The following is a 26,349-nucleotide window of genomic DNA, read 5'->3' on the forward strand; positions in this document are numbered from 1 at the left end:
CGGGCTGACGCCGACCACCTCCTCGTATGAGGATGTCCGCATGTCAGAGACGAAGAGCCCGCTGCCCCGAGAGGTCGCCGACGCCTATGTCGACGATCTCATCGCCCTCGACCCGGTTCTCGGTACGTACCTCGGTGTGAAGGAGAGCTACAGCAAGCTCCCCGACACCTCGCCCGCCGGCCAGGAGGCCGTCGCCGAGCTGGCGCGGGCGACCCTCGCGCGGCTGGACGAGGCGGAGCGGCAGCCCGGCGCCGACCGTGACATAGAGCGCCGCTGCGCCCGGCTGCTGCGCGAGCGCCTCACCGCCGAACTCGCCGTTCACGACGCCGGCGAGGGCCTGCGGTCGGTCGGCAACCTGCACACGGCGGCGCACGGGGTGCGGCAGGTCTTCACCCTCACGCCGACCGATACGGACGAGGACTGGGCCGCGATCGCCGAGCGGTTGCGCGCGGTGCCGGCCGCGCTGGAGGGGTACCGCGAGTCCCTCGCACTCGGTCTGGACCGCAAGCTGTACGCGGGCCCGCGCCCGACCGCGACCTTCATCGAGCAGCTCACCGAGTGGTCGGACACCGACGGGCAGGGCCTCGGCTGGTTCGAGGACTTCGCGTCGGCGGGCCCCGACGCGCTGCGCGACGAGCTGGACACGGCCGCCCGCACCGCCACCGAGGCGCTGGTGGCCCTGCGGGACTGGATGCGCGACGTGTACGCGCCCACGATCGAGGGCGCGCCCAACACGGTGGGCCGTGAGCGCTACGCGCGTCTGGCACGCTACTTCAACGGTACGGATCTGGACCTCGACGAGGCGTACGCGTACGGCTGGGCCGAGTACCACCGGCTGCTCGCCGAGATGAAGGCCGAGGCCGAGAAGATCCTGCCCGGCGCCGAGACTCCGTGGGTGGCGCTCGCGCACCTCGACGAGCACGGCAAGCACATCGAGGGGGTCGACGAGGTCCAGGCCTGGCTTCAGAGCCTGATGGACGAGGCGATCGAGGCCCTGGACGGCACGCACTTCGAACTCGCCGAACCGGTACGGAAGGTGGAGTCCCGCATCGCGCCGCCCGGCGGTGCGGCCGCCCCGTACTACACCGCGCCGTCGGCGGACTTCTCGCGCCCCGGCCGTACGTGGCTGCCCACGATGGGGCAGACCCGCTTCCCCGTCTACGACCTCGTCTCGACCTGGTACCACGAAGGCGTGCCGGGGCATCACCTGCAGCTCGCGCAGTGGGTGTACATCGTCGAGGACCTGTCCCGCTACCAGGCCACCGTCGGCCGGGTCAGCGCCAACTGCGAGGGCTGGGCGCTCTATGCGGAGCGCCTGATGGACGAGCTGGGCTTCCTGACGGACGCCGAGCAGCGGCTCGGTTACCTCGACGCGCAGATGATGCGCGCCGCCCGGGTCATCGTCGACATCGGCATGCACCTGGAACTGGAGATTCCGGCCGACTCGCCCTTCCACCCGGGCGAGCGGTGGACCCCTGAGCTGGCGCAGGAGTTCTTCGGCGCGCACAGCAGCCGTCCGGCGGACTTCGTGGAGAGCGAGCTGACCCGCTACCTCACCATCCCCGGTCAGGCCATCGGCTACAAGCTCGGCGAGCGTGCCTGGCTGCTGGGCCGCGAGAACGCGAAGAAGCGCCACGGCGACGCCTTCGACGCGAAGGCCTGGCACATGGCTGCCCTGTCCCAGGGCTCCCTGGGCCTGGACGACCTGGTGGACGAGCTGTCCCAGCTCTGACGAGACTCGCGGCGGCCGGGCTCACGCCCGGCCGCCATGGGTCGTCCTCCCGTCACCGGGCCTCCGTGATCGACCGCGGGCGTCAGCGGCGGAATCCGCCCTCCGAGTTGATGACCTCCCCGGTGATCCACGCCGCCTCGTCCGTGGCGAGCCATGCGATGAGCCGCGCGGGATCGTCCGGCTGCCCCCAGTGTCCGGCGGGAAACATCGCCGCGACGGCCGAGTGGGCGTCGCCCGTCAGGTAACCGGTGTCCACAGGCCCGGGGTTGACGGTGTTCACGGTGATCGTGTGCTCGGCGAGGGTGGTCGCCAGCGACCGGGTGATCGACGCCAGGGCGCCCTTCTGCAAGGCGTACGCGATCTCGCCCGGCATGCCGCCGGCGATGTCCTGGCCGGAGGTCATCATGACGACGCGGCCGCCCGGCTTGCCCGGCGGCCCTGCGGCCCGGAGTCGGACGTAGGCCTGGACGAGGAGGATCACCGAGCGGGTGTCGACCGCCCAGTGGGCGTCGAGCATCGCGGCGTCGATGGTGTCGAGGGTGCCGTCCGACCCGCTCAACGCGTGGTTGGCGACGAGGATGTCGACACTTCCGCCGAGCGCGTCCGCGGCCGTCCTGATCAGCCGGGCCGCCGCCGTCGGGTCGGACAGGTCGCCCGGCCCCTCGACGACCCGGGCCGCGGGGTCGCCGAGCGCCTCGCGCACCGCGGCGGCCACCTCCTCGGGGCGGTCGGCACCCCACGGCATCGCGGCATCGTGCGGCACGTGGTGGTGCAGATACACGCTCGCCCCGTACGCGGCGAGCCGACGGGCCACGGCACAGCCGATCCCTCCGCGTCTGCCCGCCCCGGTGACAAGGGCGGTCCGGCCGCGCAGCGGGAGCACGTCTCGACGGAGTTCTTCGGGGGTGGGGTACGGGAGTTGGGGCATGACGGACCATGATGAGCGGTGTGCGGTCGTGGTGCACGTGAATTCCCGCGCACCACGCCCTTCCTCAGGACGTCAGCCGGCGCAGTTGTACGAGGCCCAGCCACGTCTCGGGTCCCGGCTCCACGTACGCCGCGCGCACCCCGTACCGCCCCGGCTCCAGCGCGACCCTCAGGTGGTCCGTGCGCGCCGAAGCAGTTCCCGGCCAGGCCGCGTCGAAGAGGACCACGGGACCGGGCACGTTCCACTGCACCTCCGGCTCCCACACCGCCGCCGCCAGCGCCGCGGGGACACCGGAGAGCAGTTCGTCCTCCGACTCGGCGGCGCACCACCGTACGAAGGTGCCGTGCTCGGGCAGGTAGGAGGTCGACGCGGGCTCGTCCCCGAGGACCAGGGCCCTGGTGTCGCCGACGGGCACGAGGCCGATGAACCCGTCGACGTCACAGGCCCGGTCGTAGTCCGAGGACATGTCGTCGCCGTCGGCCCCCGACCAGAACGGCAGCACGACTTCCGGGATCGCTATGAGCGGTCCGCCGCCCGACTCCACCCACTCGACCGCACCCGGGTCCGCGTATCTGGCCATGCGCAGAAGCTACACGGCTGGAATCCCGAGTCGGTCAGCAGCCGCAGTCCTCCGCGTCGACCGGCGCCGTCAGCGGGTCCGCGGCGCGCCGCTCTCGTCCCTCCCAGGTCTGGAACTCGAAGCCCTCGCGTGCCCAGTACTCGAAGCCGCCGAGCATCTCCTTGACCTGGAAGCCGAGTTCGGCGAGGGCGAGGGCGGCGCGGGTCGCGCCGTTGCAGCCGGGGCCCCAGCAGTACGTGACGACGGGCACCGACTTGTCGAGGAGCTGTTCGGCGTGCTCGGGGATGAGCGCGGTGGGCAGGTGGATCGCGCCGGGGATGTGTCCCTGGTCCCACGACTCGGTGGAGCGGGAGTCGAGGACGACGAAGCCGGGGTCGCCGTCGGCGGCGAGGGCGGCGGCGACGTCGGACACGTCGGCGTGGAAGGCGAGGCTCGCGCCGAAGTAGGCGGCGGCCGCGGCCGGGGACGCCGGCGCGACGCGCAGAACGGGGTTCGTCACCGTCACGGAGCTGGTCGCGGCGCCGGTCACAGCGGTGTCAGCGGTCACAGTCATGGTCTGGCCTTCCCTCCTGGGTCCCGCGGATCCGGTGCCGCTGCGCGCACACCAGGTGCCGCTTCCGGCATCCTCCGGTGCTTCTTCCGCACCGGCCCAGCGGGACTTCCTGGCCAAAAATCTACGTCCGGTGATCCACTTCCTGAAGTGGCGATCCACGGCATCACTCTTGATCGGCCGGGGATTTCCCTGCTATCCATCGCACATGACCGCGTATTCCCCGGACGCCACCGACTGGCGCATCCTCGATGTCCTCCAGCGCGAGGGCCGGTCCAGTTTCGCCGAGCTGGCCCGGGCCGTCTCCATGTCCGCGAGCGCGGTCACCGAGCGGGTACGGCGCCTGGAGGAGGCGGGGGTGATCCAGGGATACGCGGCTGTCGTCGACCCGGAGAGCCTGGGCCTGCCGATCCTCGCGTTCGTCCGCCTCAGGTACCCCAACGGCAACTACAAGCCGTTCCACGACCTGGTAGAGGCGACGCCCGAGATCCTGGAGGCGCACCACGTCACGGGCGACGACTGCTTCGTCATCAAGGTCGCGGCGCGCTCGATGAGCCACCTGGAGGAGGTGTCGGGAAGGATCGGTGCCCTGGGTTCGGTCACGACGAGTGTCGTGTACTCCTCACCACTGCCGCGGCGGCCGCTGGGCCACTGAGCCGGGCCCTGTGGGCCGGACCTTGCCGGTCGGGCCCTTTCGGACCTTGCCGGTCAGGCCTTGGCGCACGGGGCCTCGTCAGCCGGGCCTCGTCAGTCGTCGACGCCCCGCTGCCGCACGGCCGACCCCGTTCTCCCCTTCACCACCTCCAGCTGGGCGTGGATGCGCCGGCGCAGGTCCGCGACGTGGCTGACGATGCCGACGCTGCGATCGCGCTCCCCCAGTGAGTCGAGGACGTCGAGAACCTCATCGAGGGTCTGGTCGTCGAGACTGCCGAAGCCCTCGTCGATGAACAGGGCGTCGGAGATTCGGGCCCTGTGGGTACACGAATCCTGACCAGGCAAAACAGGGATTGAAAAGCCCCTCGGAGCGATCTCCGAGGGGCTTTTCATGCTGCCGGGGGACAAGCGGGGGATAACACGATCAAGCGGCGCCCTGCGCCTCATCCCGAGGGTCGGCCCGAACAACCCGCAGATGCCGATCCCCTGTTACTCCCGCGCCCGAGGCGGGTGTCGCATCTTGCTGTACCTCTTCTACCTCATGGATTGGGGCGAGGGGCTGCTGGATTGGGGCGAGGGGCTGCGTGGGGTCTGCCTCGACTGCAGGGGCTTGCTGATCGATGGGCTTCTCAACGCCGTTGCGGCGCGGCACCAGGTCAACGGGTGCAGGTCAACGGGTGCGTTGGCGGCGGCCTGCTCGAACTGTGGCAACAGGCTGGTGTAGGTGTCGGCGGTGAGCTGGTAGCTGCTGTGGCCGAGCAGGGCTTGGATCGCTTTCATCGACAGGCCGGCGGCGAGGCTGAGTGATGCGGCGCAGTGGCGCAAGTCGTGCAGGCGGATTGGTGGCAGGCCAATGCGCTGGATGATCTGTTGAAGGCCTGGAAGACGTTTGTGGGGTGGTGGGGGCGGCCGTCGGGCCGGGTAAAGACGTAGCCGGAGGCGACATATGGTTCGTACTTCTTGGGGCGTTGGCGGTGCTTGTTCTCCCATTCGGCGCGCTGAGCTTGCTGTACGTCGCGCCAGGCAGTGAGCAGAGCCAGAGTGGCGTAGTCGAGAGCGATGGCACGACGGCCACTGCGGCTCTTGGGGGTGTCCTCCCACACGTTGTAGTTGGAGTCGGTGACGAGTTGCCCGGAGATGTAGGCGACGCCTTTGGCCATGTCGAGGCACGGGTTCAGCGGCGGCGAAAAGGTGACGGAAGTCGGCGGGCTCGACAGCGAGTTCTCGTACTGGATCAGCGTGTCGCTGGAGCACGCCGGCTCACCGTTGCCGACGCCGCACCAGAGCGGGCCGGAGACAACCCGAGGAGCATCTGCAATCGCAACCTGTCCGGGCGCGGCGTTCAGCTGGAACTGTCGACGGCTCAGAGGGCAGCGTTCTTCAAGGACGGCGATATGGGCATGGCCAACCGCTCCAACCGATCGGAGGAATTCAACCGGTACGTCGCTGCCGTTCAAACCGCCTACCGGCGGCTGCGTGCCTGAGCCCTGCATGTGGCCCGCCGCCGACTTCCGCTAGCAGGTACGACCTGTGAGGCCTTCGGATGCTGACGCATGGAGCGTGCACTCGGGATGTACGCAGCGCGTGTGTCAGGGCCGCCGTTTCTGTTTCAGTTAATGTGTGGACATGCCGGGCGGATGGGTGTGTGCCAGCGTCCGCACGGACGGCTTCGGCACCAGCGACGCCAGGGGGTGAGAATGTCTCGCGGACGGGCGAATTCCGACTCTCTGACGGCGGTACGTGCGGCAGGTCTCGCCATCCGAAACTGGCCCGGTGCGGCCGCGCTGACTGTCGCGATTGTGGTTTCCATTCGCGACGCTGACCGCGACGGGCCTGCATGTGATTGCGGGCCTGGCAACCTCAACGAGCGTGATCGTGGCGGCGACGGTCGGTCTTCTGATACTCGGCCTTGCCGCAGCGGTCGCATCCCTGGTGCTCCGCTCAGCCGTGTTCCTGGCCAAGGTCGACAAGCACGGGCAGGAGGGTGCCGTCGGACCGGCCGTTCATGTCTCTGGCAACATTCCTCCGGCCGCGGCCTCCAACCCCGGCTCGATCACCCCCGAGGTGGAGACCGAGGACACGACGGAGGTATGGGAGTGAGCACGACCGATCCAGCCCCGTTCCGTGCGAGGACTGCCTGCGCTACCGCGAGCGCACGCACGAGGAGCGACTCGCGTTCCGGAACTTCCTGCACGAGGTCGTCCGCGCCACACACGAAGACCCGTGGTCACCCGAGATCGTGCCGCGGATCGAGGAGCAGATCGCATCAGCCCGACAGGAGATCCGCGACCATGCCCAGTCCCTGCGCGACATCTATCGCACCTTGTTCCATCGCACCCTGGCCGGACTCGCCGTGACTGCCGCGCCCGCCCTGGTGACAACGGTCTTCCCAGTCGTTTCCCCGCTCACCGTCCTGCTCTTCGGCGGCGGGCCGCTCACAGCCGTGCTTCAAGAACCGGTACGCGAACTCCTGACGCACTGGCTGAAGAAGGACCGAGGCACCAGCAGCCTCGCCTACCTCATGGACCTGCCGAAGGCGACGTGAGCTTGCGATTGAGCACCTCGCGATCGAAGGCCTATCGCCGATCGCCTGGGCACCCGCGCGCCTTACGAAGAGGCCGCAGGTCAGCTGGGACGCGGGTCATCACCAAGAGCGAGCGTTCCGCAAAATGACGCAACGGCAGGACGTCTGCGGGCCATGAGCAACTCTGGCCGGGCTCCGACAGGCCTTAGTTATTGGCTGCCTTGCGGAGGGCCGTGATGCACGTGGCGATGGCCGTCTGGAGTTCCTCCAGGCGCTGAAGCATGTCGTCCTCATAGATGGTGTCGATGTCTTCCACGTCGTCGAAGGTCAATTCCTCGAAGACCTTCGTCGCCTTCTGCAGGCTGCTGTAGAACTTCGAACGGCGCTCCTGAACGCGGAGTTCCGGGTCGGCCTCGACGGTCTGGACGACGAGATCCTTCACGCTGTCGTACGCCTCCGAGGCCCACTGCCCGGCCTCTTCGTCGTCGTCCAGCTCATCGATGAGGGACAGATGACGCTCGGCCTCCGCGCGGAGTTCAGCGGGGGCGTCGATCGTCTGCCCGGCCGGGGTCTTGACCTGGCCGTTCTCGACGATCCCGCGGACATAGCCGATCCGGCTGGCCGCCTGCGTCGCGCTGGCGACGGCCTTCTTCAGCTCGTCGGTGCGGGCGATGTCGCGGGCCAGCTCGGTCTGCAGGGCCGGGTCCTCCTTCACCCGGTCGAGGAGTGCGGTCCGCGCGGCCTGGGCGGTGGAGGGGTCGGCGAGGATTGCGGCGCGCAGCGCGGTGGGGTTCTCGGCGACCTCCAGCGCCTTGGTCGGCCGGATGCCCTCGGCCTCGGCCGCCGCGGTGATGGCGGTGCCGCGCTCCGAGGCGGCCCTGGAACGGGAGGAGTAGTACGACAGCCACACGTCGGAGTCCGGCAGCTCGATGTCCTTGCCCGGGACGAGCACCTCAAAGTGCGGGACAAGACCGTCGTCGGCCGCCTTGTCCCACGCCTTGTAGTAGCGCATGACCCGCTCCGCTGAGCAGCCCGCCAGCTCGGCGAACTCCTTCGCGGAGACCTTCGGCGTCTCCCCCGCCACCTGCCCGCCCGGTCGCACGCTCCGCGCCACCTTCAGCGCGAAGGCCCAGCCGCCGGTCCGTGCGTACTCGCCGAACTCGCGGGCGTCCCGGGCCACTGCCTCCGGGATATCGAGCGACGTGACCTCGTCCTCCGCGGCAGTTGGCTCGACCCAGAACTCCTCGTTTCCGGGCAGCCCGGCGGTGGACGGGTCGGTCGCTTCAGATGGAGGGATCACCACGGTCACGGAAACTCTTCCAGTCGGTAGGGGGCGCAAAGCGTCGTGCAGCCTATATGAACGTGCCAGTGCGGCTTTGCTCGCATTGGTTCGCGTGCACGGCAGGCAGACCACCACCCCAGACGTGCTTGGCCCGGAACTCTCCTCCTGCCTCAGCCGTTGTTGAAGTTGAGGCTCCGCGGCATCCCCCGTCTGCGGAGCCTCACCAGCACCTACCCTGCGAGCGGCTCGTACCCGCCTGTCCCGATGTCAGTGGTTGCCACGATGATCGGAGGTGGAGGTGGATGTCGGATGCCATTGACGGCGCAGCACGCTACCCATGGATCAATGGACGCCACGCTGTTGGACCTGGGCTGTGGCGTCGACTGGATGCTCATACATCGTGCTCGGCCCCGAGCGCCGCTCCGGTGCCCAGCTTGCGCCGAGCCCATGCACGCCAAGGTCTCGCCGCGAGGACTGCGCTTCTTCGCGCACGATCAGCTCAACCCTGATTGCGCACACAACGGAGAGAGCATCGAACACCATCTCCTCAAGACCGAGCTGGCCAACCACGTCAGGGCGGCGGGATGGCACGCGCAGCTTGAGGTGAGCGGGTCGGGGTGGCGTGCTGATGTACTCGCCACGTCCCCGGACGGGCGACGCCGCATCGCCTGGGAGGCTCAGTTGTCATCCGCTACGGGAGCGGAACTTGCAGAGCGGACAGAGCGAATGACATCGGAAAACGTCGAGGTGTGCTGGGTGACAGATCGCCGCACACGCCGGCTCGGGACCGTTCCTGGGATACGAGTCGAATGGCGTGACGAAGTGGCTCGCGTTATCGAGGGACACCGCAAGCTCGTCGTTCCGCCCCGGCACCCGCTCTTGGACGAGCAGATACCCGTGGTTGGGGCGGCCTCCGCCGTGGGCCACACCACTCAGCCGGCCAGCGACGAGATGACGTTCACCGAGTACGTCCAGGCGGTTCGCCGGGCGAAAGCGGCGAACACAGCCATCCCTTCGTCACGGTCTTCAACCCAGCTGGCCACCCAGTTACTCATCCAGCCCCTTGCCTACTGGAAAACCGCCGAGCCCATCCTCCTCGCCTCGTTCGTCCGAGCCGTCCTCACCGGAACGGTTGCGTCAGCCCGGCACGGCCCCAGCAACGACAGCCTCGAGACTCTCGCGCGACGCGATGCACGCAGCGTATGGACGACCCAGCGGTACATAGAGCAGGCACGCGCAATCCAAGCCCGAGCTCGGACGCAAGCTGGCCTGCGATAGTTCGGGCCTGTCAGACGGCTGATCAGCCAGGCAGGCGAAGGCTGGACATCCAGCGCGTGGCGAGTGATCACCTAGGCTCGACGGTGGGCGCGGGGCTGGAGCCTCGTGTCAGCTGCTGCATCCCGTATCCCGGCCTCACTCGCGCACTTGACCGTCCCGCTCGATGACCTCACCCCGTACCGGCGGCGCCCCCGACATTGAAGGTCTTTCCCCGGTCTCACCTGGCCGCAATTCGGCGTCCCAGTGAAGGCGGCACCAGACCAGACCCTGGTCGCCCCGCCTCGCAGCGGCGCCCCGCGATCACGCGGCCATCATCAACAGCATCGCGGACATGGCCCCGCCCATGCCGATGTGCGCCGCCAGCGCGGCATCCGGCGCGGCTCCGAGTTTGCGCCGCCGACCATGGCCCGGCCGCGGCGCCGTCCTGGCCCTGTCCCACACCGCGAGCGTCAGGGACGTCAGGAAGACGAGGACCGTGTCCGGCATGGCAAGCAGCCAGCGGCCCCAGCTGAACCGCGAGTCGGAACCCCGCCGACCCTGACTCGTGCCACGGACCCTCGCCCACACTGACGCGCCGATCGACAGCAGGAAGTACACGGCGAGCCCCGCGATCACGAACCGCCACCCGGTGGCGGACCCCGTGGAGGCACTGGTGTCGGCGGCGGCCTTCCCCATGCCCGGCATGTCCATCCCGGACATGGAGCCCATCCCGTGCATCGACTCCATGTCAGCCGCCTGGGCCACGCCCGTCATGCTCGCCATGCGCTCCATCCCCGGCATGTGCGCCATGGAGGAGCCGCCCAGCGCGAGCACCGGTCCGGACGACGTACTCGTCATGGCCAGCGTCATGATCACCATGCCGGCGCTGCCGATGATGAGGTGCACCCAGTGACGGCCCTGCTTCCATCCACATTCGCGCGTGTGCTTGACCGCCATCGCCACACCGCCGAGTCCGAGCAGGCCGAACGCCAGTGCCCACCACATGCCGTAACCCGCGTACCAGCCGACCGTCGCCGGCAGGGCCATGGCGGCCATACACAGACCCATCAGCAGGTCACCACCCGCCGCGAACCGGATCCCGCCGCTGGTGGTCACCACCCGAACCGCACTGACGGCGGCAACCAAAGCGGCGACCACCGCCACGGCCCAACTGAGCGCCACAGTTCCCATGTTCACCATCCCGATGGACCGCTAATTACTAGTGCCCTTAGTACGTCCCGGGGGCGGAAGGCGTTCAGGAAGCCTTTAGTGAACCGGCGCGTCAGTCGAGGGCGCTGCCCTTCTGCCAGGTCTCCCAGTCGACGTTCCAGTCGCCGTAGCCGTTGTTGACCGCCACGGTGTCGACGGAGTTGACCACGGTGACCGGGTCACCGAGGTGGACCTGTTCGTAGAACCACTTGGCGTCCGCCGTGCTCATGCCGATGCACCCGTGACTGCCGTTGACCACGCCGAACTTGCCCTCGTTCCAGGGCGCTGCGTGCGCGTACGTGCCGGACGGGGTGAGCTGGACGTCCCATTTCACCGAGCCGAGGTCGTATGCCTCGGGGCCGAAGATGCCGACGGTGTCGGAGTTCATGCGGATGGTCGGCACCTTGCTCAGGACGACCATCGTGCCGTTCCAGGTCTCGAAGCCCTTCTTGCCGGTGGAGACCTTCAGGGTTCGCAGGGTCTTGCCGTTCTTCGCGACCGTCATGGTTTTCTTCTTGACGTCGACGGTGCTGGTCACGGCGTCGCCGATGGTGAAGTTCACGACGCGCTGCTGGGTGCCGTACACGCCACCACCCGCGTTGACGCCTGCGAGGTCCATGCGCAGGGTGACGTTGGTGCCGGGCTTCCAGTACTTCTCGGGGCGGTAGTCGATGAGGTCTTTGCCGTTGCGGTCCTTCATCCAACTCCAGGCGCCCTCGACCACAGGGGAAGAGATGACCTTGAGCTTGCGCTCGACCGCCGCCTTGTCGTGGATCGGCTTGTTGAACGTGATCGAGACCGGCATCGCGACGCCGACCTTCGTGCCCCTGTCGGGGTAGTACTCGCCGACGAAGGTGTTCTTCGCCGCCTCCGTAGTGAATGAGGCGGTCTTATTGAGGGCCGATCCGCCGGACGCCTTGCCGGTGGCCTTCACTGTGTAGATGGCTCCCGGCGCGAGCGGTGTCGTGGAGGTCCACACGGACTTGCCCTTCGACCAGGTGCCGGCGAGCGTGCCCGGACCGGGTGACCTGACCTCGACGGACGAGAGGGATCCACCCTGGGCGCGCACTGTCACCTTGCGGCTGACCGGAATCTTGGCGTTCGTGTCGCCGGGCTCCACGACTATCGCGGCCGGTGCGCCGTTGTTGCCGTCGGCCCCCGCCTTGCCCGAGTCGCCGTCCGCCTTGCCACCGGCGCTGCACGCGGCCAGGACGACGACGGCAGCCGAGGCGAGCGCAAGTGGCTGCGCGATCCGGCGGCCGAGCCGCGATGTCAGGCACTGTCGCATGAGACTCCCCCTCCCACTCTCTAATAACCTAAGTGCCTTAGTAGACGATCAGCGAGACTTCCCAGTTCCCCTCACGCTCGCCGCCGCCCTCGGATCCCGAGTACCCAGGAAGGGCAACGGCCTGCCCGGCGGAAGGGACTGCACCGAACGTGCAGGTACCCCAAGGGGCAAGACGCCGATCTGGTAATCACGGCACAGGTAGAGCGCCGTCGTCGGCATTGCGTGCCGCGATCCAACGCCGCAGCGGCATTCACAGCGACTCCTCCAGCAGGCGCCGCAGTCGGTCACGGAGACCGGGATTGAGGGCAGCTTCAGTTGCGAAGTGCACGACGACGACGTCCCAATGCTTGCGCAGGACCTCCCGTACGGCGAGGGCGGCCTCGTCCGGCACCGCAGGGGTGTACGCGTAGGCGCGGCGGCGAGGCACGATCGAGCACACCCTTCTCTGCGAGCCGACTCATCATCGTCATCACAGTTGCGTACGCCAGCGGCTGGGCTCGGTCCGCGTTCAACACGCCCATGACCTGACGGTCCGTCACCGGGTGCTCCGTGCCCCCAGCACACCCGCATAACCTCTCCCTCCAGCGCTCCCAGAACCATCGTCAGCGCCTCCTTGAGGCCCATTCCTGCAACGCGAACGTGGGACGCGGAGCGTCCGCCGCCTAGGCGATTCCAGGATCGAGACAACATGGATTGACATAGACACCGTGTCTCGATAAAGCTGGTGGTCGTCACCAGCACCCGGACAAGAAACCGGAACGCCAGACGCAACGGGAAGGACACCGGCATGGCCGGCTCACTCCGCCACCCGCACCACCATCCCGATTCCGCAGGACCGTCCGGGCCCGACGACCTGTACGCCAGCCCACCGCCCTGGGACATCGGCCGGCCACAACCGGCCTTCCTCGCCCTCGCCGAAGCGGGCGCCATCCAGGGCCGGATACTGGACGCCGGCTGCGGAACCGGCGAGCACGTGCTCATGTGCGCAGGTCTCGGCCTGGACGCCACAGGCGTCGACCTTGCCTCACCGGCCTTGCGCAACGCCGAGGAGAAGGCGCGCGAGCAGGGCCGCACGGCGAGGTTCCTCCACTGGGACGCCCTGAAGCTGGCCGATCTCCGGGAAACCTTCGACACGGTGCTCGACTGCGGGCTCTTCCACATCTTCGGCGGCACCGACCGCGCCACTTACGTCGACAATCTCCGAGCCGTGATCCGGCCGGGCGGCCGCTACCTCATGCTGTGCTTCAGCGACCGGCAGCCCGGCGAGTGGGGACGGGTGCACAAGCTCGCACGGGACGAGATCGAAGCCTCGTTCACCGAGGGATGGCGCGTCGACTCCATCGAACCCAGCACGATCGACATCACCACCGACCCGGGCGGCATCCGGGCTTGGCTCGTCGCCCTCACCAGGGTCTGAACATCTCAACTCCCCCCGATCGAACGGGAGGAGCTCGGAAAGGAACTCCATGCCGATCGCGGAAGCCCGTGTCGAGACCGATCGTGCGAGCCGCTACCTCGCCCAGCTCGCCCAGCACGCCCAGCAGATGGGCCGCCACGCGAACTACCGGCCGCGCGCCCACACCAGCGGCAATAGTCACACACCCCCCGAGGTGCAGCACGCCGAATGGACGGACACCCACGGGATCGTGCGCCTGAGCCTGGGCCAGTGGACCATGCAGGCCGCCGCCGACACCCTGATGCTGCGAGCCGAAGCCGACAACGAGGAAGACCTGCAACGGATCCAGGAGCTCCTTGCCCTGCGCCTCGAAAAGATCGGCAGGCGTGACCATCTCACCGTGACCTGGCAACGGCTTGAGGCGACCGGTCTTCAACCGGGCGAGCCCGCCCCGGCGGAAATCCCCCAGCCGAAGAACGAGCTACAGCACACCACGGGCGCCAGACGGCGCTGGCCCATGGGGGTGGTTGGCGGAGTCGTTGCACTGCTCATCCTCGCGCACCTGGTGCTCGGCGGGTCCGTGCTGGCAGTTTCGCGGTGGCTGGGCTGGGGCGCTGGTGCCGTTGTCCTCGTGATCGTCCTCGCGAAGGTCATCGGGATCGGAGCTCTGGCCGCCCGCCACGGCCACCTGCACACCCGAAAGCGCAAAGAGACGGCATGAGGACCGCCCTGTCACAGCTCACCCAAGACAGTGAGTTCCGGGAGGAGTTCGTAACCACCGTCTGCCGTGGTGCCGGAAGTGACCGCGATGGCTCTTCGGGCCGGTCCCGCCACGCGGCGCTGCGGCTCCAGCCGGTCGGCGAGGGCTCTTCAGCCATGTGAGGGATGGGCTGCCGCCTCTGAGTGCGCAACCCTGAAGAACGTGGCAGATAGCGCACCAGCAGCCTTGTCGTCCGTCTCCCCCTTGTCCCCGGCATCTGCCACGGAGGCCGGTGCCCCTTCCCCCGTCTCCCGTACGCCGTCGACAGGACGGCTGATCGGTATCGACCTGGCCCGCGGGCTCGCGGTCTTCGGCATGTACGCCGCCCATATCGGCCCGGAACCTTCGATGGGCGGGCCGCTGGGCTTCGTAATGGAGCTGGCGCGCGGTCGCTCCTCCGCGCTCTTCGCCCTGCTCGCCGGTTTCTCACTCGTGCTCATCACCGGCCGCCCGCACCCGCGGACCGGCCGTGCAGGCCGACATGCGGTGGGCAGGATACTCATCCGCTCCGTCGTCCTGATCGCGCTGGGCTTCGCCCTGACCGCCCTGGGCACCAACGTCGATGTGATCCTCGCCTACTACGGGCTGACCTTCCTCGTCGTCCTGCCGCTGTACCGGTTGAGTGCCGGGGCGCTCGCGGTCATCGCCGCCGCGGGCGCAATGGTGCTGCCCCAAGTCCTGTACGTGATCAATCAGTCGATCGACGGGGGAAGCTGGGCGGACACCGTCATCGGCTGGGACCCGCTGGCCCGGATCAGCGACACGGACGGCTTCATCGACCTGCTGTTCACCGGCGAGTACCCGGTGCTGACTTGGATGCCGTTCGTGATCGCGGGCATGGCGATCGCCCGGCTCGACCTCACCCGCGGCAAGACCCGTGCCCGGCTGGCGCTGGCTGGAGGCGCGCTGGCCGTGCTCGGCTACAGCGGCTCATGGCTGGCCCTGCACCTTGTTCCGCACGCGCTCACGTCCGTCGCTGCCGCCACGGACGGCGGTTCGGCGTCGTCGGCCTGGTGGTCCGACACCGTCGGTGATCTCACCGGTGACACCCGGGCCTGGCTGCTGGTGGCCGCGCCGCACAGCCAGACGACCTTCTCCATCCTCGGCAATACAGGCGTCGCGCTCGTCGTCGTGGCCGCGTGCGTCGCCGCCACGGACCGGATGCCGCGCTTCACGCGTCTGGCCACACCGATCTCCGCGGTCGGCATGGCATCGCTAACCGCCTACGTCCTGCACATCCTCGCCATCCGTGCGGTCGGCATGGAGGAGCAGACTCTTCCGGCACTGGTCGCACTGCTCGCTTTCGTCGCGACCGCCATGCTGCTGGCGACCGTCTGGACGCGACGGTTCCGGCGTGGCCCGCTGGAGTACCTGCTCTACGCCACGACCCGCCTCAGCCGCCACATCAAGTGACCGCCTGGCAGGCGCCGCTCAGTCCTCCATCGGCGCGAGCGCCCACTTCTCCTCGATCCGACCGTAGCGCCAGATCAGCAGCGCGGCCGCCCAGGTGACGACGAAGAGGAGGACGACGGCGTACCCGACGCTGTTGAGGTCGATGCCGCCGACCCACTCCCAGAAGGCGCCGTGCAGGGAGAGCTTCTCCGCGGCGATCGACAGGAGCTCGACCGTGCCGATGATGAGCGCGGCGGCGACGGACAGGCCCGTGATGGTGATGTTGTAGAAGACCTTGCGGACCGGGTTGGAGAAGGCCCAGGAGTACGCGAAGTTCATGAATGAGCCGTCGATCGTGTCGAGCAGGCTCATTCCGGCCGCGAACAGCACGGGCAGGCACAGGATCGCGTACCAGGGGATGCCAGCCCCCGCGGCGCCGGCGGCGAGAAAGAGCAGGGAGACTTCGGTGGCGGTGTCGAATCCGAGGCCGAACAGGAAGCCCAGCGGGTACATGTGCCATGGCTTGCCGACGGCCCGGGTCGCCCGGCTCAGGATCCGCGTCATTACGCCGCCGCCGACGTTGAGTTGGGCCTCCAGGTCCGCCTCGGTGTGGCGGCCGGTGCGCATCCGTCGGAAGACCTTGAGGATGCCGACCAGGGCCACGAGGTTGAAAGCGGCGATGACGTACAAGAAGACGCCGGAGACCGAGGTGCCGATGAAGCCGAGCGTGGCGTGCAGGCTGGAACCGTCGTCCTGCACCGGTCCGGCGAGCGAGCGCACGCCGAGCGCGAAGAGCAGGGCCAGCAGGAAGACGACGCTGGAGTGTCCGAGGGAGAAGAAGAACCCGACGGACAGCGGGCGTTGTCCGTCCGAGATCAGCTTGCGCGTGGTGTTGTCGATTGCGGCGATGTGGTCCGCGTCGAAGGCGTGCCGCATGCCGAGCACGTATGCCGTCACGCCGAGGCCTATACCGAAGGCTCCCTGGCCGCCGCCGAGCTCGAAGTGCTGGGGGACGACGATGAGCAGGAGCGTGCCCCAGCCGATGACGTGCAGAGCGAGGATCGCGGCGGCCAGTCCGCCGGCCCGAGCCCATTCGCGCGGGGTGAGTGCTCCGCGTATCCGCCGGAGGAGGCCCGGCTCGGGCTGGGTCGCAACGGTCATCGTGGTGTCCTTGGTCCAGGTGGTGCGTGAGGTCGTGGTCCATCCTCCAAGGCATTCGATGCTCAGGTGCAAAAGGATTGCAATAACTAAGATGAGTCTGCTGCCAGGCTGATGTGAGCGTTCGGGAGCAGCCGGGGAACTCAGTGACCGGAGTGCCGTGCGCGATGGCCGTGGTGTTCGGGGTGTTGGCGTGGGCTCGTCGACTTCCGCTTGTCCGTTTCGGGGTGGGCGTTGCCCAGCCCGGACAGGGTGACCGTGACCAGGCGGTCGGCGGCGTCGTCGGAGGGCAGGGCGGCAGCAGCCGTGAGGGCGTGGAGGCAGTACGTCGCGAGCTCGTCGGGCGCGACATCGTCCCGGAAGTCGCCTGCCTGTACGCCTGCGGCAAGCAGGTCCCGGATCATGCCGTGGAGCTGCTGCTCGGCGTGGGCGACCCGCTCGTCCCGGTGAAGGAACGCCGCGAGGTCGGTGCCGTGGTGCCCGCGGGAGTGGCGTGAGATGTGAGCGAACGCCCTGAGGACCGCTTCGAGCTGTTCGCTGGCTCCGTCGACCTGGTCACGGACTTCCGCCAGCTGTCCCAGGTGCTCGGTGATCTGGCGGTCGTGCCAGGCGAGAAGGATTGCCTCGACGTCCGGGAAGTACTTGTACAGCGTGGCCCGGCCGATGCCGGCCTGCTCGGCGATCTGCGACATCGTCACGGACCGCACCCCGTGCTCGGCGGCCAGCTCCGCCGTGGTGTTCAGAATCGCGTCGCGCACCGCGCGGCGGTGCGTCTCGATCGTCTCGTTCCACAGCTTCGGCACCGCATCAGTGTACGTGGCGGCGATGTCGATACACGCTCGTGGACATCGTGGACATCGTGTCTCGTAAACTGCGGCCGTCGTCGACCGCTCGGCGACCGAGCACAACGAAGGACTCACCCATGACCGATTCGCCGTCGCCACGGTTCTGCTGCTCGTGCACATGCAGGTGGTCGGGCACGTCGCCGACGCCGCGGCCGAGGCGAGCCTGTCCAGCGGTGACCTCTTCGGGATGAGGGTTCAACTGCTCGCCGATGCCGCCGCAACCCTGGTCGTGCTTCTGGTCGCGGTGGTGCTGTCGGTGTACAAGCCGAGAGGGCTGACCCGCCACGGGTGGCGCAGGCAACAACGCCTGCGCGAGCCGCAGCCCGCTACCGGCAGCGATCAGACGGCAGGGCTTGCAGCTCGCTGAGGCCGATTCATGAAGCGAGCGGCGCGAGTTCGGTGAACGTCTTGCCGCCGTCGCGGGACTCGTACAGGCCCGTCATCGTCGCGGCGAGGATGTGATCGGCGTCGACGGCGGTCAATGCCTGAGGTTGTCCGCCGGGTACGGCCGTGAGCTGCTTCCACGTCCTACCGCCGTCCGCGCTCGTGCTCAGCTTTCCGGACGTGTCGATGCCGAACAGAGCCTTCTCCGTGGGCCAGGACACGAACGCCTGGACCGGACCGGCGCCCTTGCCGAAGGTGCGGCCGCCGTCGGTGCTTTTGACCACGCCCTCCGCCGTGGTGGCCAGCAACTTGTCGCCGGAGGGGCTGACAGCGAGGTCGAGGGCCTCCAGCGTGGCCCGGTCGTCCCAGTTCTTGAGGTCGGTGCTGACTCGGATCCGGCCGCCCTCATAGCCGTAGACGGTGCCCTTCGCCGAGTCCAGGGAGTGGAAGTCGGCGTCTCCGGACAGCGATCGGGACGTCCAGGCGCGGCCGGAGTTCTTGGTCTGGATCAGGCCGAGGTTCCCGGGGCGGTCGCTTCCTTCGGCGCCGTGTCCGCTGGCGATGAAGGTGTTCTTGCCGATCACCGTGAAGCCCATGAAGTCATCCTTGCGGTCGCCGACGAGCTTCGGCTTCTGCCCCTTGGCCACCGTGTGCAGGCCGTCGTGAGTCGCGACGTACACGCGCCCGTCGGCCGGGTCGACGCCCAAGCCGTGGACGTGGGATAGCTCCGACGCCGAGGTCGACGCCGCCGCTTCCTCGCCCGTGTCGGACGACCCGCCCCCGCAGGCCGCGAGGACCAGGGAGGCGAACGCGGCCCCCGCTACGGTGAGCAGGGCGCGGGTGGTCGAACGTGCGGTCACGGAAGTTCCTCAGGTGGTGCGGGTGTTGGTGCTCAGGGCCTGGACGCGGCGTAGAACGGCATGTAGCTGACCTGGGTGATCTCGATGTTCTTGCCCGTGCGTGGGGCGTGAATGGCCTTGCCGTCGCCGATGTAGATGCCGTTGTGCTGGCTGTCGTTGTACCAGTAGATGATGTCGCCAGGTTGCAAGTCCGACTGCGCCACCTTGCGGCCCGCGTCATACATCTGCTTGACGGTGCGCGGCAGCGATACGCCCGCCGAGCGCCAGGCCGCACCCACCAGGCCTGAGCAGTCGTAGGAGTTGGGACCCGTCGAACCCCACTCGTAGGGCTTGCCCAGCTGGGCGTACGCGAAGTCGATGGCGGTCTTGGCGCGACCGCTGGCGGGACCGTTGTAGCTCGCGGGCGCGTCGCTGGTGCCCGCGGCGGCGTCATCGCGCTCCTGGGCGGCCTCCATCCTGGTCCGCTGCTCGGCGGTCAAACTGTTCAGGAGCTTGCGCGCCTCGGTGAGCTTGCCCTGGACCTCGTCCTTCTTCTTCGCGGCCTCGGTCCGTGCCTCATTCAGGGCCTTCAGGCGCTTCGCGGCGTCCGCGCGTTCCTGGGCGAGTTCCCGCTGCTTGCCCTCCAGAGCCCGCAGCGCGGCGGCCTGCCGGTCCCCCGTGCGGCCGAGCGCCTCGGCCTTGTCGAGGTAGTCGTCCGGGTCGCTGGAGAGGAAGAGCTGCACGCTCGGGTCGATGGCCCCGCTGCGGTACTGCGCGGCGGCCAACGGGCCTACTTTCTCCCGCAGTTCGTTGATCTCCTCCTGCTTCCGGGCCAGCCGGTTCTGCGCCCCGTCCACCTCGCGCTGCAGCTTCTCCTGCTGCTCGCGGATGCCGTTGTACTCCTCGGTGGGAGCCTCGGCCTCCTCGTAGAGCTTCTCCACCTGCTTACGCACTTCGTCGAGGGTGGGCTTCGGGGCCGCCTGGCTCTGCGTCGGCAAGAGACTCACGGCACCGGCGGCGACACCGAGGGTTGCTATCCGGGCACGGCTGGGCGACTTCGGCCGACGGTGCGTTCCCATCGCGAGGTGACTCCTCTGCACGTTTGTGGACCGATCGACGGGCCGCGGCCGCCGGGTTGGCGCCGCGGCATCGACCAAGGCAAGTTCGCTAGAACTTAGTAGTTTAGTAGTTCGAGCCGCAAGTGAGCCCGAGTCACAGGGGCCCTATCTGGTGTCGGTCAGCTGAGGCCGGGCGGACAAGCGGCCAGCAGCGGCAACAGCGGCACCACCGCGGCCACGGCGGCCACAGACCCCCAGAACGCGGGGTGAGGGGCCTTACGCGGGCCGAGAACCCGCTTCAGACGGATCAGGACCGTGTGCCCGCCAGCCGCGAACGCGCCCTTCGGGGCGCGGGCCGCCGCCATCTCGTACATCGCCGTGGCCAGCGCCTCAGTGGAGTGACGGCGCAGAGCGCGGTCATCGGCGACCATCTCCAGGAGGAGCGCCGTCTGTTCCCGGGCATGGCGGGCCAGCGGGGTCAGGCAGAACACCGAGTGGAACGCCTCCGCGGCGGCCAGGGTCAAGTGGTGACGTCCTGCGATGTGGCCCTGCTCGTGTTCCAGTACGGCACTGAGCTGCTCTGGCGTGAGCTCGCGTACGGCCGCGTCGCTGATCACGACCCGGGCGTGGCGGCCGGGCAGGCAGTAAGCGGCGGGGATGCCGTACGGCAGGACGGTGGCGCGCAACTGGGCGGAGTGGTGGCCCACCAGGTCCACGGCCTCGCGGTGTCGCGTCCGCGTCCGGCGGGCTCGTACGACGTGGACGACGAAACTCGAAACCAGGGCGACACCGATGGCGGCGGGCAGCGCGACGGCGAGCCGATGCGCCGTCCCGGGGTCGGGCTCGCCCGGGCCGACATGCATCCCACAGGAGTGCAGCAGGCCCACCAGCCCCGCGTGTAGGTGCTCGGCCGGCATGGCCAGGTTGTACGCGGCGAGCGCGGCACCGATCGAGAACGAGACCATCAGCGTGTGCCACACCGCCGCCGCCAGGGCCGGGGCCCGGTACGGCCAGCCGGCGCGCAGCAGCAGGTGCGGAGCGACGAAACCCACGGCCGCCGTGTAGCCGACCAGGACTGGGGCCGCGTTCACGACTTCGCCTGTCGTCCTACGTTCCGCAGGGCCTTGCGCAGGGCGGCCACTTCCTCCTCGGACATTTTCTCGACGAAGTGGACCAGCGCGGCCGGGCGGTCCTTGCTCTCCCCCAAGCCGTCCTCCATCAATGCGGCGGCGTATGCCTCGCGGCTGCGGACCGGCGAGTACAGCCAGGCCCGTCCCTGCTTGCCTCGGAGCAGCCAGCCCTTGTTGTAGAGGATGTTGGTGACGGTCATCACCGTCGTGTAGGCGATGGGGCGGGTCTTGTTGATGTCGTCGACGACCTCACGCACCGTCGCCGGACGGTTCCACGTCCACAGGCGATCCATGATCTCCGCCTCGAGATCCCCCAGCCGCCGCATGGCCCCGACTTCCTTTCGCCACCGAATGCGCAAGCGAGTACGCAGGGCCATAGTAGACGGCTGACCTGCCAGGCTTCCGGGGCGTAAGGGCAGGGTCACAACCGCCCAGTGAGCTCGTAACCCGCTTTGTCGATCGCCTCGCGTACCGGAGCGTCGTCGAAACCTCCTACTTCTGCGGCGTATCGCAGTGTCCGCATGTCGCTGCTATACCCTCGGTGGGTATTACGTGTCCGTGTCCACTCCGGTGATACCCGGGATGCAAGGGGCCGATGATCCATGCCTACGATGGGGCCGTGACACGCCCCGGACAGCTCGCCCGACCGCAATTGGCGTTGCGGTCCTGCGTGCTGCTCGCGTGCACCCTGCTGCTGGGCCTGCTTGGCATGCACGGTCTCGGACCGGTCCCCGCCGCCGCCGGGGCCTCCAAGCACCACCGGATGGGGGCGACCGCGCAGACGAATGTCACGGCCTCGATGCCGGACGAATGCGATCACGGTGACGGCGGCTGCACGGGTCACGCCGCGCATGCGGACCCGACCTGCGCCTCCGCATCCGTCGCCGGGACTCCCGTGGTGGTACCCGTGCTGCTGCCCGATGTGGTGACCTGCACCGAGCAGGCGCAGGCAGGTACCTCTTCATTCGGCAGCGGCCCTGACGGCGGTCGCGCCCCGCCCTCACTCTCCGAACTCCAGCTCCTGCGGATCTAGAGCGGCCCGCACCTCGCCGCGCCCCCTTACGGATGCGGCGCCGTGCTCCGGCATGCCCTTCCCCAGAATCCGAACGCAGGAGCTCAACCATGACTGCACACCGCAAGCTCATCCGTCGTACCGCCCTCGCCGTCACCGCCGGTGCGGCTGCGCTCGTACTGGCCGCCTGTGGCGGCGACAGCGACAGCGGCGGTCACGACATGGGGTCGATGAACTCCGACTCCAGCCCGTCCGCGACCGCTTCGGCCAAGGCCGGCGCCCACAACGACGCGGACATCTCCTTCGCCAAGGAGATGATCGAGCACCACCGTCAGGCCGTCGACATGGCCGAGCTGGCCGCCGGCCGCGCCTCCTCTCAGGAGGTCAAGGACCTCGCCACGAAGATCAAGGCGGCGCAGGACCCGGAGATCAAGACGATGTCCGGCTGGCTCACCTCGTGGAGCGAGAAGGTCCCCGAGGACATGTCGTCGGCCATGCCCGGGATGGACCACGACATGTCGTCCTCCATGCCCGGCATGATGAGCAGCGAGGACATGGACAAGCTGGAGAAGGCCTCCGGCACCGAGTTCGACAAGATGTTCCTCGAGATGATGGTCGAGCACCACGAGGGCGCCATCACGATGGCCAAGACCGAGAAGGCCAACGGCAAGTACGGTCCCACCGTCAAGCTCGCGGACGACGTGATCACGGCCCAGACGGCTGAGATCGAGCAGATGAACAAGATGCTGGGCAAGAGCTGACACATCGCCGGACGGCTGGTAGAGGGAGGAGGCCGAAACCGGTCGGCCTCCTCCCCCGCTCCATCAGACGGGAGCGAGTCGCGGTTCCCCTCGGCACCGGATGCGATGGTGACACGGGCAGGGCTCCGGCCCCATGATGGGTGGGTTATGGGGGGTTCGGTGCGTGTGTCCCTTGCGTGCCACCGCGGCTGGGTGCCGCGTGTGGTGCCGGTGGCGGCTGTCCGGGCCGGGCTGTTTTCCATGCTGGGTACGGCGGTAGCCGTCACCGTCCACCATCTGGCGTTCGACTCCGGGCCCTCGTGGGGCATGCGCGCTCTCGCTGCGTGTCTCCTCTTCGGTGTCGCGTTGCCGGGCGCGGGTCAGGACAAGCCGCTGTCGCGGCAGTTGATGCTCGCGATCGGGACGCAGGCAGTCGTGGGCTACTGGTTCGTACGAACCGATGACGCGGTCACCGTCCCGGCACACGCCGTGTGGCCGACCTCCGTCCACGCGGGCTGGCCCGTGGTTGTCGCCCATGTCGCGCTGACCGTGCTGTGCGCGGTGCTGCTGCATGGCGTCGATACCTGTCGACGGCGTGTGTTGTACGCGGCCGGGCGCGAATGGGAGCACCTGCGCGAGCTGGTGCTCAGGCTGTTCACGCCGGTCCACACTCCCCTCGACCTGAGCGTGGCCGGCGCCGGGTGGCGCCCCGGTCCGCGGCGGGCACCCGGCTGTCGGGTTCAGGTCCTCCTCGCGGACGCGGTCGTCCGGCGCGGCCCGCCCTGCTCCTCCCTGCCGCTCGCGATCTGACGGCCGTACGGCGCACCGGGTGCGCCATGGCTGATGACCTGCGGCGGCAATCGGCATGAATCCGAAAGTTCTGACCTGCCATGCCGGAGCGCGGGCTGCTCAAGGGCGCCGCGCCAGGGGGGAATTCATGTCCAAGACTGTCGTCGTCATAGGGGCGGGCCCGTACGGCCTGTCCACCGCCGCGCATCTGAAGGCGCGCGGCCTAGGTGTCAGGGTGTTCGGCTCGCCGATGGCGAGCTGGGCCGAGAACATGCCGGCGGGCATGCTGCTGAAGTCACCGCCGAGCGCCTCCGTGCTGTCCGCGCCGAAGCCGGGGTTCACGCTGGACGAGTACGCCCGGCAGACAAGGGAGACCCGGCTGACCGGCCACGACCAGGTTCCGGTCGAGATGTTCGTGCGATACGGGCGATGGTTCGCCGAGGAGCTGGTGCCCGAGGTGGAGGACGTACGGGTGCTGGCGGTCGACCGGCAGCACGACGGCTTCCGGCTCAAGCTCGCCTCCGGGGAGGAGGTGCAGTCGTCGGTGGTCGTCGTGGCCAGCGGCATGGACGGGTTCGCGTACGTTCCTGAGCCGCTGGCCGGACTCGTCCCGGACGGGCTCGTCTCACACAGTTCGCTCCACGCCGACCTCGGGAAGTTCGAGGGCCGGAATGTGGTCGTGGTGGGCGCCGGGCAGTCGGCGCAGGAGAGCGCGGCGCTGCTGCACGAGGCCGGGGTCAAGGTCCAACTGCTGGCCCGGACGGACAAGTTGGTGTTCGGGGCGGGGCCCACGCCGGGGCCGCACTGGCAGCCGGACACCCCGCTGGGGCGTTCCTGGGCGCTGCACGCGATCGTCCATCAGGCGGCGGCCTTCCGTTTCCTGCCTGAGTCCACCCGGCTGCACCTGGTGCGGCGGGTGCTCGGGCCGTTCGGTTCGTGGTGGCTCAAGCCGCGCCTCGACGGGGTTGTGCCGGTGCGGCTCGGTCAGCACCTCACAGGCGCCCGGCGCGACGGCGACCGGGTCGTCCTCACCACCCGCGACGGGCAGGGGGATACGCACACACTGGAGACGGATCACGTCCTGGCCGCCACCGGCTATCGCGTCCGCCTCGACGGGCTGGACTTCCTGGCCCCCGAACTGCGCGCCCGGTTGGCCCGCACAGGCGGATTCCCGCGCCTCGACCAAGGTCTGCAGTCGTCCGTGCCCGGCCTGTACTTCACCGGCATCCAGGCGGCGGCCGCCTTCGGTCCGCTGCTGCGGTTCACCTGCGGCACCGAGTTCGCGGCACCGCGGCTGGCGGGAGCAGTCGCGCAGCATACCGCCAGCGAGTAGAAGCGAGCGGAAGGCAGAGAACAAGATCTTCGACCGGCTGTGACCCGCAGGAGGTGGGCCTTCGTCTCCGCGAGGGCCCCCACCGGAAGGCCAGCCCGTAGGCGCCGTGCTGCACGCCCTGTCCATCACCGGGTCCATGACCTGGGAAATCACCCGGGCGTGATCCTCGGCTTCGCCCTGTCCTCCGAGCGGCAAGGACCCTGCTCATCGCCCTTGCCCTCGCTGTCGGGGCTTGTGCCCGGCCCTGTTCTCCGGGCCGCTCAGCCTGTTCGCCCTCCTTGTCCGACTGATATGGCCGGGGGGTCACACCCGGGCGATGAGGTCGTACTGCTCGTCGCTCGCCGCCTCGCCCCGCAGGAGCACCCTCTGATCCTGTGCAGCGTCACAAGGCATAGGAACAGCACGAGTGGTGCCGGCTCTTACAGGGGTGAGGCGGCCGGGCTGAACGTGCCAGCGGCCACCACGCAAGGTGAGGGAGACCGCGGACAGGGGTGGCACCTCGAATTGCCAGAAGGCTGTCGCTGGTGCGCACAGAGCATGGACGAGCGAGGCCCGGACTATGGCCGGTTCGGTGATGACCAATGCGCGGCCCATGTCAGGCGACACGCTGCTCAGCCAGTGGGCGGTCCGACGGCAGAGCCGGCGTACGGACTCGCCTCCGGGCGGCGCGGCATCCGGGTCGGTAAGCCAGGCGGCGTACCTATAGGGGTCGTCCGCGACGACTTCGCCGACCGTGCGACCGTGCCACGTGCCGTAGTCGAAGTCGCGCAGTGCGGGCTCGAGCGTGGCCTCCAGGCCGAGAGCGCCAGCGGTCTCCGCGCAGCGGATCGACGGTGCCCGGACGGCCAGCGAGTACGGAGGAAGTGTTGCGCGGGCGGCGCGTGCCTCACGAACGCCCCCCTCACTGAGGAGACCCTCACCGAAGACTGCATCCCTGGTGGTATGCCCGGCTGGCGTGCACATGAATGTCAGGCTGACTGACATCGGCTTGCCTCCGTCCTGGCCCGGCATGACGCCGGATGGCCTTGTGATCCAGGGTCGGAGATGCGGCCGGTCAAAACTATCCGGCAGGTGTCCGGAACCGCCCCCGCCAACGGGCTGGCGCAGCCCCGCCACCCGGCCGGCTTGGGTGTCGGAAGCCTGCAGGGTGGCCCTCACTGTGACACGCATCGAACAACGGTTCGATAGCAAGGGAGCACGCGTGACCCGGGTATTGGCAAGGGAGCACGCGTGACCCGGGTATTGGTGTTCGACGACGAGGCCCCGATTCGTACGGGTTTTCAGCACATCCTCGATACGGCGGACGACATCGAGGGTGAGACGGCGATTCCTGACGTCGTGCTGCTGGGCATCCGGATGCCGGACGTCGACGGCCTCACTGTCCTTGCAGGCCCCGTCGGAGCATACCGACCGCAGCGGACGCAGGCATGACTCCTCACACCACCACCACGACGACCCGGGTGTCGGCTTGCACGAGGGCCACCACTGACGCACACGCATCTCCACCCG

30 protein-coding genes and 2 pseudogenes are annotated in these 26,349 nt (G+C 68.7%); 15 read left to right on the forward strand and 17 right to left on the reverse strand.

Going from position 1 to position 26,349, the window contains the following annotated elements; translation table 11 throughout:
* The first annotated feature begins 40 nt into the window (after window positions 1-40).
* A complete protein-coding gene (locus tag AB5J53_RS08415; protein WP_369244989.1) occupies window positions 41-1,732 on the forward strand; it encodes a DUF885 domain-containing protein in 1,692 nt (563 codons plus the stop codon).
* Window positions 1,733-1,814: 82 nt separating this feature from the next.
* Here the strand turns inward: AB5J53_RS08415 and AB5J53_RS08420 are convergent, their stop codons facing one another.
* The 3 genes from AB5J53_RS08420 to AB5J53_RS08430 all read right to left on the reverse strand — a co-directional run bounded on the left by AB5J53_RS08420 (window position 1,815) and on the right by AB5J53_RS08430 (window position 3,793).
* Complete coding sequence (locus AB5J53_RS08420; RefSeq protein ID WP_369244990.1) at window positions 1,815-2,660, reverse strand: SDR family oxidoreductase; 846 nt, start codon at window positions 2,658-2,660, stop codon at window positions 1,815-1,817.
* Window positions 2,661-2,724: 64 nt separating this feature from the next.
* Window positions 2,725-3,240 (reverse strand): immunity 21 family protein, encoded by a 516-nt coding sequence (locus AB5J53_RS08425; protein WP_369244991.1) that lies wholly within the window; start codon window positions 3,238-3,240, stop codon window positions 2,725-2,727.
* Between the two features lie 34 nt (window positions 3,241-3,274).
* Window positions 3,275-3,793, reverse strand: coding sequence for a rhodanese-like domain-containing protein (locus AB5J53_RS08430; protein ID WP_369244992.1), 519 nt, complete (start codon window positions 3,791-3,793; stop codon window positions 3,275-3,277).
* Window positions 3,794-3,998: 205 nt separating this feature from the next.
* On the opposite strand from AB5J53_RS08430, the gene AB5J53_RS08435 reads away from it, so the two are divergent.
* Complete coding sequence (locus AB5J53_RS08435; RefSeq protein WP_369244993.1) at window positions 3,999-4,445, forward strand: Lrp/AsnC family transcriptional regulator; 447 nt, start codon at window positions 3,999-4,001, stop codon at window positions 4,443-4,445.
* 92 nt (window positions 4,446-4,537) lie between these two features.
* Here AB5J53_RS08435 and AB5J53_RS08440 read toward each other — a convergent pair whose 3' ends face one another.
* Together AB5J53_RS08440 and AB5J53_RS08445 are read right to left on the reverse strand one after the other, a co-directional pair.
* Window positions 4,538-4,789, reverse strand: a complete 252-nt coding sequence (locus AB5J53_RS08440; protein WP_369244994.1) for a hypothetical protein — start codon at window positions 4,787-4,789, stop codon at window positions 4,538-4,540.
* 189 nt (window positions 4,790-4,978) lie between these two features.
* On the reverse strand, window positions 4,979-5,434 hold the full coding sequence (locus tag AB5J53_RS08445; RefSeq protein WP_369244995.1) for a tyrosine-type recombinase/integrase: 456 nt from the start codon (window positions 5,432-5,434) through the stop codon (window positions 4,979-4,981).
* On the opposite strand from AB5J53_RS08445, the gene AB5J53_RS08450 reads away from it, so the two are divergent.
* The 3 genes from AB5J53_RS08450 to AB5J53_RS08460 all read left to right on the forward strand — a co-directional run bounded on the left by AB5J53_RS08450 (window position 5,419) and on the right by AB5J53_RS08460 (window position 6,989).
* The gene (locus tag AB5J53_RS08450; protein ID WP_369252114.1) at window positions 5,419-5,928 is read left to right on the forward strand and encodes a poly-gamma-glutamate hydrolase family protein; all 510 of its coding nucleotides are present in this window, start codon (window positions 5,419-5,421) and stop codon (window positions 5,926-5,928) included. The genes AB5J53_RS08445 and AB5J53_RS08450 overlap by 16 nt on opposite strands.
* Before the next feature lie 391 nt (window positions 5,929-6,319).
* Window positions 6,320-6,544, forward strand: coding sequence for a hypothetical protein (locus tag AB5J53_RS08455; RefSeq protein WP_369244996.1), 225 nt, complete (start codon window positions 6,320-6,322; stop codon window positions 6,542-6,544).
* Window positions 6,545-6,683: 139 nt separating this feature from the next.
* Complete coding sequence (locus AB5J53_RS08460; protein ID WP_369244997.1) at window positions 6,684-6,989, forward strand: hypothetical protein; 306 nt, start codon at window positions 6,684-6,686, stop codon at window positions 6,987-6,989.
* A 184-nt stretch (window positions 6,990-7,173) separates the two neighbouring features.
* Here AB5J53_RS08460 and AB5J53_RS08465 read toward each other — a convergent pair whose 3' ends face one another.
* Window positions 7,174-8,277 (reverse strand): hypothetical protein, encoded by a 1,104-nt coding sequence (locus tag AB5J53_RS08465; protein ID WP_369244998.1) that lies wholly within the window; start codon window positions 8,275-8,277, stop codon window positions 7,174-7,176.
* Between the two features lie 360 nt (window positions 8,278-8,637).
* Between AB5J53_RS08465 and AB5J53_RS08470 the strand changes: the two genes are divergently transcribed.
* Window positions 8,638-9,528 (forward strand): competence protein CoiA family protein, encoded by an 891-nt coding sequence (locus AB5J53_RS08470; RefSeq protein ID WP_369252116.1) that lies wholly within the window; start codon window positions 8,638-8,640, stop codon window positions 9,526-9,528.
* A 300-nt stretch (window positions 9,529-9,828) separates the two neighbouring features.
* On the opposite strand, the gene AB5J53_RS08475 is transcribed toward AB5J53_RS08470, so the two are convergent.
* The 4 genes and pseudogenes from AB5J53_RS08475 to AB5J53_RS08490 form a co-directional block, all read right to left on the reverse strand.
* Window positions 9,829-10,698 carry a DUF5134 domain-containing protein gene (locus AB5J53_RS08475; RefSeq protein WP_369244999.1) on the reverse strand — a complete coding sequence of 290 codons (870 nt, stop codon included), beginning with the start codon at window positions 10,696-10,698 and terminating at the stop codon, window positions 9,829-9,831.
* Window positions 10,699-10,789: 91 nt separating this feature from the next.
* Window positions 10,790-12,004 (reverse strand): Ig-like domain-containing protein, encoded by a 1,215-nt coding sequence (locus tag AB5J53_RS08480; protein ID WP_369245000.1) that lies wholly within the window; start codon window positions 12,002-12,004, stop codon window positions 10,790-10,792.
* A gap of 250 nt (window positions 12,005-12,254) precedes the next feature.
* On the reverse strand, window positions 12,255-12,431 hold the full coding sequence (locus tag AB5J53_RS08485) for a hypothetical protein (RefSeq protein ID WP_369252953.1): 177 nt from the start codon (window positions 12,429-12,431) through the stop codon (window positions 12,255-12,257).
* A gap of 49 nt (window positions 12,432-12,480) precedes the next feature.
* Window positions 12,481-12,525: pseudogene (locus tag AB5J53_RS08490) on the reverse strand (hypothetical protein); the annotation flags it as partial.
* Between the two features lie 266 nt (window positions 12,526-12,791).
* Between AB5J53_RS08490 and AB5J53_RS08495 the strand changes: the two are divergent.
* The 3 genes from AB5J53_RS08495 (at window position 12,792) to AB5J53_RS08505 (ending at window position 15,573) form a co-directional block, all read left to right on the forward strand.
* Complete coding sequence (locus AB5J53_RS08495; protein WP_369245001.1) at window positions 12,792-13,421, forward strand: class I SAM-dependent methyltransferase; 630 nt, start codon at window positions 12,792-12,794, stop codon at window positions 13,419-13,421.
* Between the two features lie 49 nt (window positions 13,422-13,470).
* Window positions 13,471-14,121, forward strand: a complete 651-nt coding sequence (locus tag AB5J53_RS08500; protein ID WP_369245002.1) for a DUF2218 domain-containing protein — start codon at window positions 13,471-13,473, stop codon at window positions 14,119-14,121.
* 243 nt (window positions 14,122-14,364) lie between these two features.
* Window positions 14,365-15,573 (forward strand): DUF418 domain-containing protein, encoded by a 1,209-nt coding sequence (locus AB5J53_RS08505; protein WP_369245003.1) that lies wholly within the window; start codon window positions 14,365-14,367, stop codon window positions 15,571-15,573.
* Window positions 15,574-15,591: 18 nt separating this feature from the next.
* On the opposite strand, the gene AB5J53_RS08510 is transcribed toward AB5J53_RS08505, so the two are convergent.
* Window positions 15,592-16,713 carry a HoxN/HupN/NixA family nickel/cobalt transporter gene (locus AB5J53_RS08510; RefSeq protein ID WP_369245004.1) on the reverse strand — a complete coding sequence of 374 codons (1,122 nt, stop codon included), beginning with the start codon at window positions 16,711-16,713 and terminating at the stop codon, window positions 15,592-15,594.
* A gap of 140 nt (window positions 16,714-16,853) precedes the next feature.
* Window positions 16,854-17,513 carry a TetR/AcrR family transcriptional regulator gene (locus AB5J53_RS08515; RefSeq protein ID WP_369245005.1) on the reverse strand — a complete coding sequence of 220 codons (660 nt, stop codon included), beginning with the start codon at window positions 17,511-17,513 and terminating at the stop codon, window positions 16,854-16,856.
* 154 nt (window positions 17,514-17,667) lie between these two features.
* On the opposite strand from AB5J53_RS08515, the gene AB5J53_RS08520 reads away from it, so the two are divergent.
* Window positions 17,668-17,922 (forward strand): hypothetical protein, encoded by a 255-nt coding sequence (locus AB5J53_RS08520; protein WP_369245006.1) that lies wholly within the window; start codon window positions 17,668-17,670, stop codon window positions 17,920-17,922.
* 7 nt (window positions 17,923-17,929) lie between these two features.
* Here the strand turns inward: AB5J53_RS08520 and AB5J53_RS08525 are convergent, their stop codons facing one another.
* From AB5J53_RS08525 to AB5J53_RS08540, 4 genes are all read right to left on the reverse strand, one after another.
* Entirely contained in the window at window positions 17,930-18,799 is an 870-nt protein-coding gene (locus AB5J53_RS08525; protein ID WP_369245007.1) for a F510_1955 family glycosylhydrolase, read from the reverse strand.
* Window positions 18,800-18,831: 32 nt separating this feature from the next.
* Window positions 18,832-19,857: an NlpC/P60 family protein gene (locus AB5J53_RS08530; RefSeq protein ID WP_369245008.1), complete on the reverse strand. Its 1,026-nt coding sequence runs from the start codon at window positions 19,855-19,857 to the stop codon at window positions 18,832-18,834.
* Between the two features lie 158 nt (window positions 19,858-20,015).
* Complete coding sequence (locus AB5J53_RS08535; RefSeq protein WP_369245009.1) at window positions 20,016-20,927, reverse strand: M56 family metallopeptidase; 912 nt, start codon at window positions 20,925-20,927, stop codon at window positions 20,016-20,018.
* Entirely contained in the window at window positions 20,924-21,292 is a 369-nt protein-coding gene (locus AB5J53_RS08540; RefSeq protein ID WP_369245010.1) for a BlaI/MecI/CopY family transcriptional regulator, read from the reverse strand. Before AB5J53_RS08540 ends, AB5J53_RS08535 begins: the two co-directional genes overlap by 4 nt.
* A 293-nt stretch (window positions 21,293-21,585) precedes the next feature.
* Here AB5J53_RS08540 and AB5J53_RS08545 point away from each other — a divergent pair, with 293 nt between their 5' ends.
* The 4 genes from AB5J53_RS08545 (at window position 21,586) to AB5J53_RS08560 (ending at window position 24,840) form a co-directional block, all read left to right on the forward strand.
* Window positions 21,586-21,999 carry a DUF6153 family protein gene (locus tag AB5J53_RS08545; protein ID WP_369245011.1) on the forward strand — a complete coding sequence of 138 codons (414 nt, stop codon included), beginning with the start codon at window positions 21,586-21,588 and terminating at the stop codon, window positions 21,997-21,999.
* Window positions 22,000-22,088: 89 nt separating this feature from the next.
* Entirely contained in the window at window positions 22,089-22,739 is a 651-nt protein-coding gene (locus tag AB5J53_RS08550; RefSeq protein WP_369245012.1) for a DUF305 domain-containing protein, read from the forward strand.
* A gap of 159 nt (window positions 22,740-22,898) precedes the next feature.
* Entirely contained in the window at window positions 22,899-23,528 is a 630-nt protein-coding gene (locus AB5J53_RS08555; RefSeq protein ID WP_369245013.1) for a hypothetical protein, read from the forward strand.
* Between the two features lie 127 nt (window positions 23,529-23,655).
* Window positions 23,656-24,840, forward strand: coding sequence for an FAD-dependent oxidoreductase (locus tag AB5J53_RS08560; RefSeq protein ID WP_369245014.1), 1,185 nt, complete (start codon window positions 23,656-23,658; stop codon window positions 24,838-24,840).
* A 303-nt stretch (window positions 24,841-25,143) separates the two neighbouring features.
* On the opposite strand, the gene AB5J53_RS08565 is transcribed toward AB5J53_RS08560, so the two are convergent.
* Entirely contained in the window at window positions 25,144-25,803 is a 660-nt protein-coding gene (locus AB5J53_RS08565) for a histidine phosphatase family protein (RefSeq protein ID WP_369245015.1), read from the reverse strand.
* Between the two features lie 267 nt (window positions 25,804-26,070).
* Between AB5J53_RS08565 and AB5J53_RS08570 the strand changes: the two are divergent.
* Window positions 26,071-26,229: pseudogene (locus AB5J53_RS08570) on the forward strand (response regulator transcription factor); the annotation flags it as partial.
* Window positions 26,230-26,349: the final 120 nt, after the last annotated feature.

The sequence above is a fragment of the Streptomyces sp. R41 genome, assembly GCF_041053055.1.
Lineage (GTDB): Bacteria > Actinomycetota > Actinomycetes > Streptomycetales > Streptomycetaceae > Streptomyces.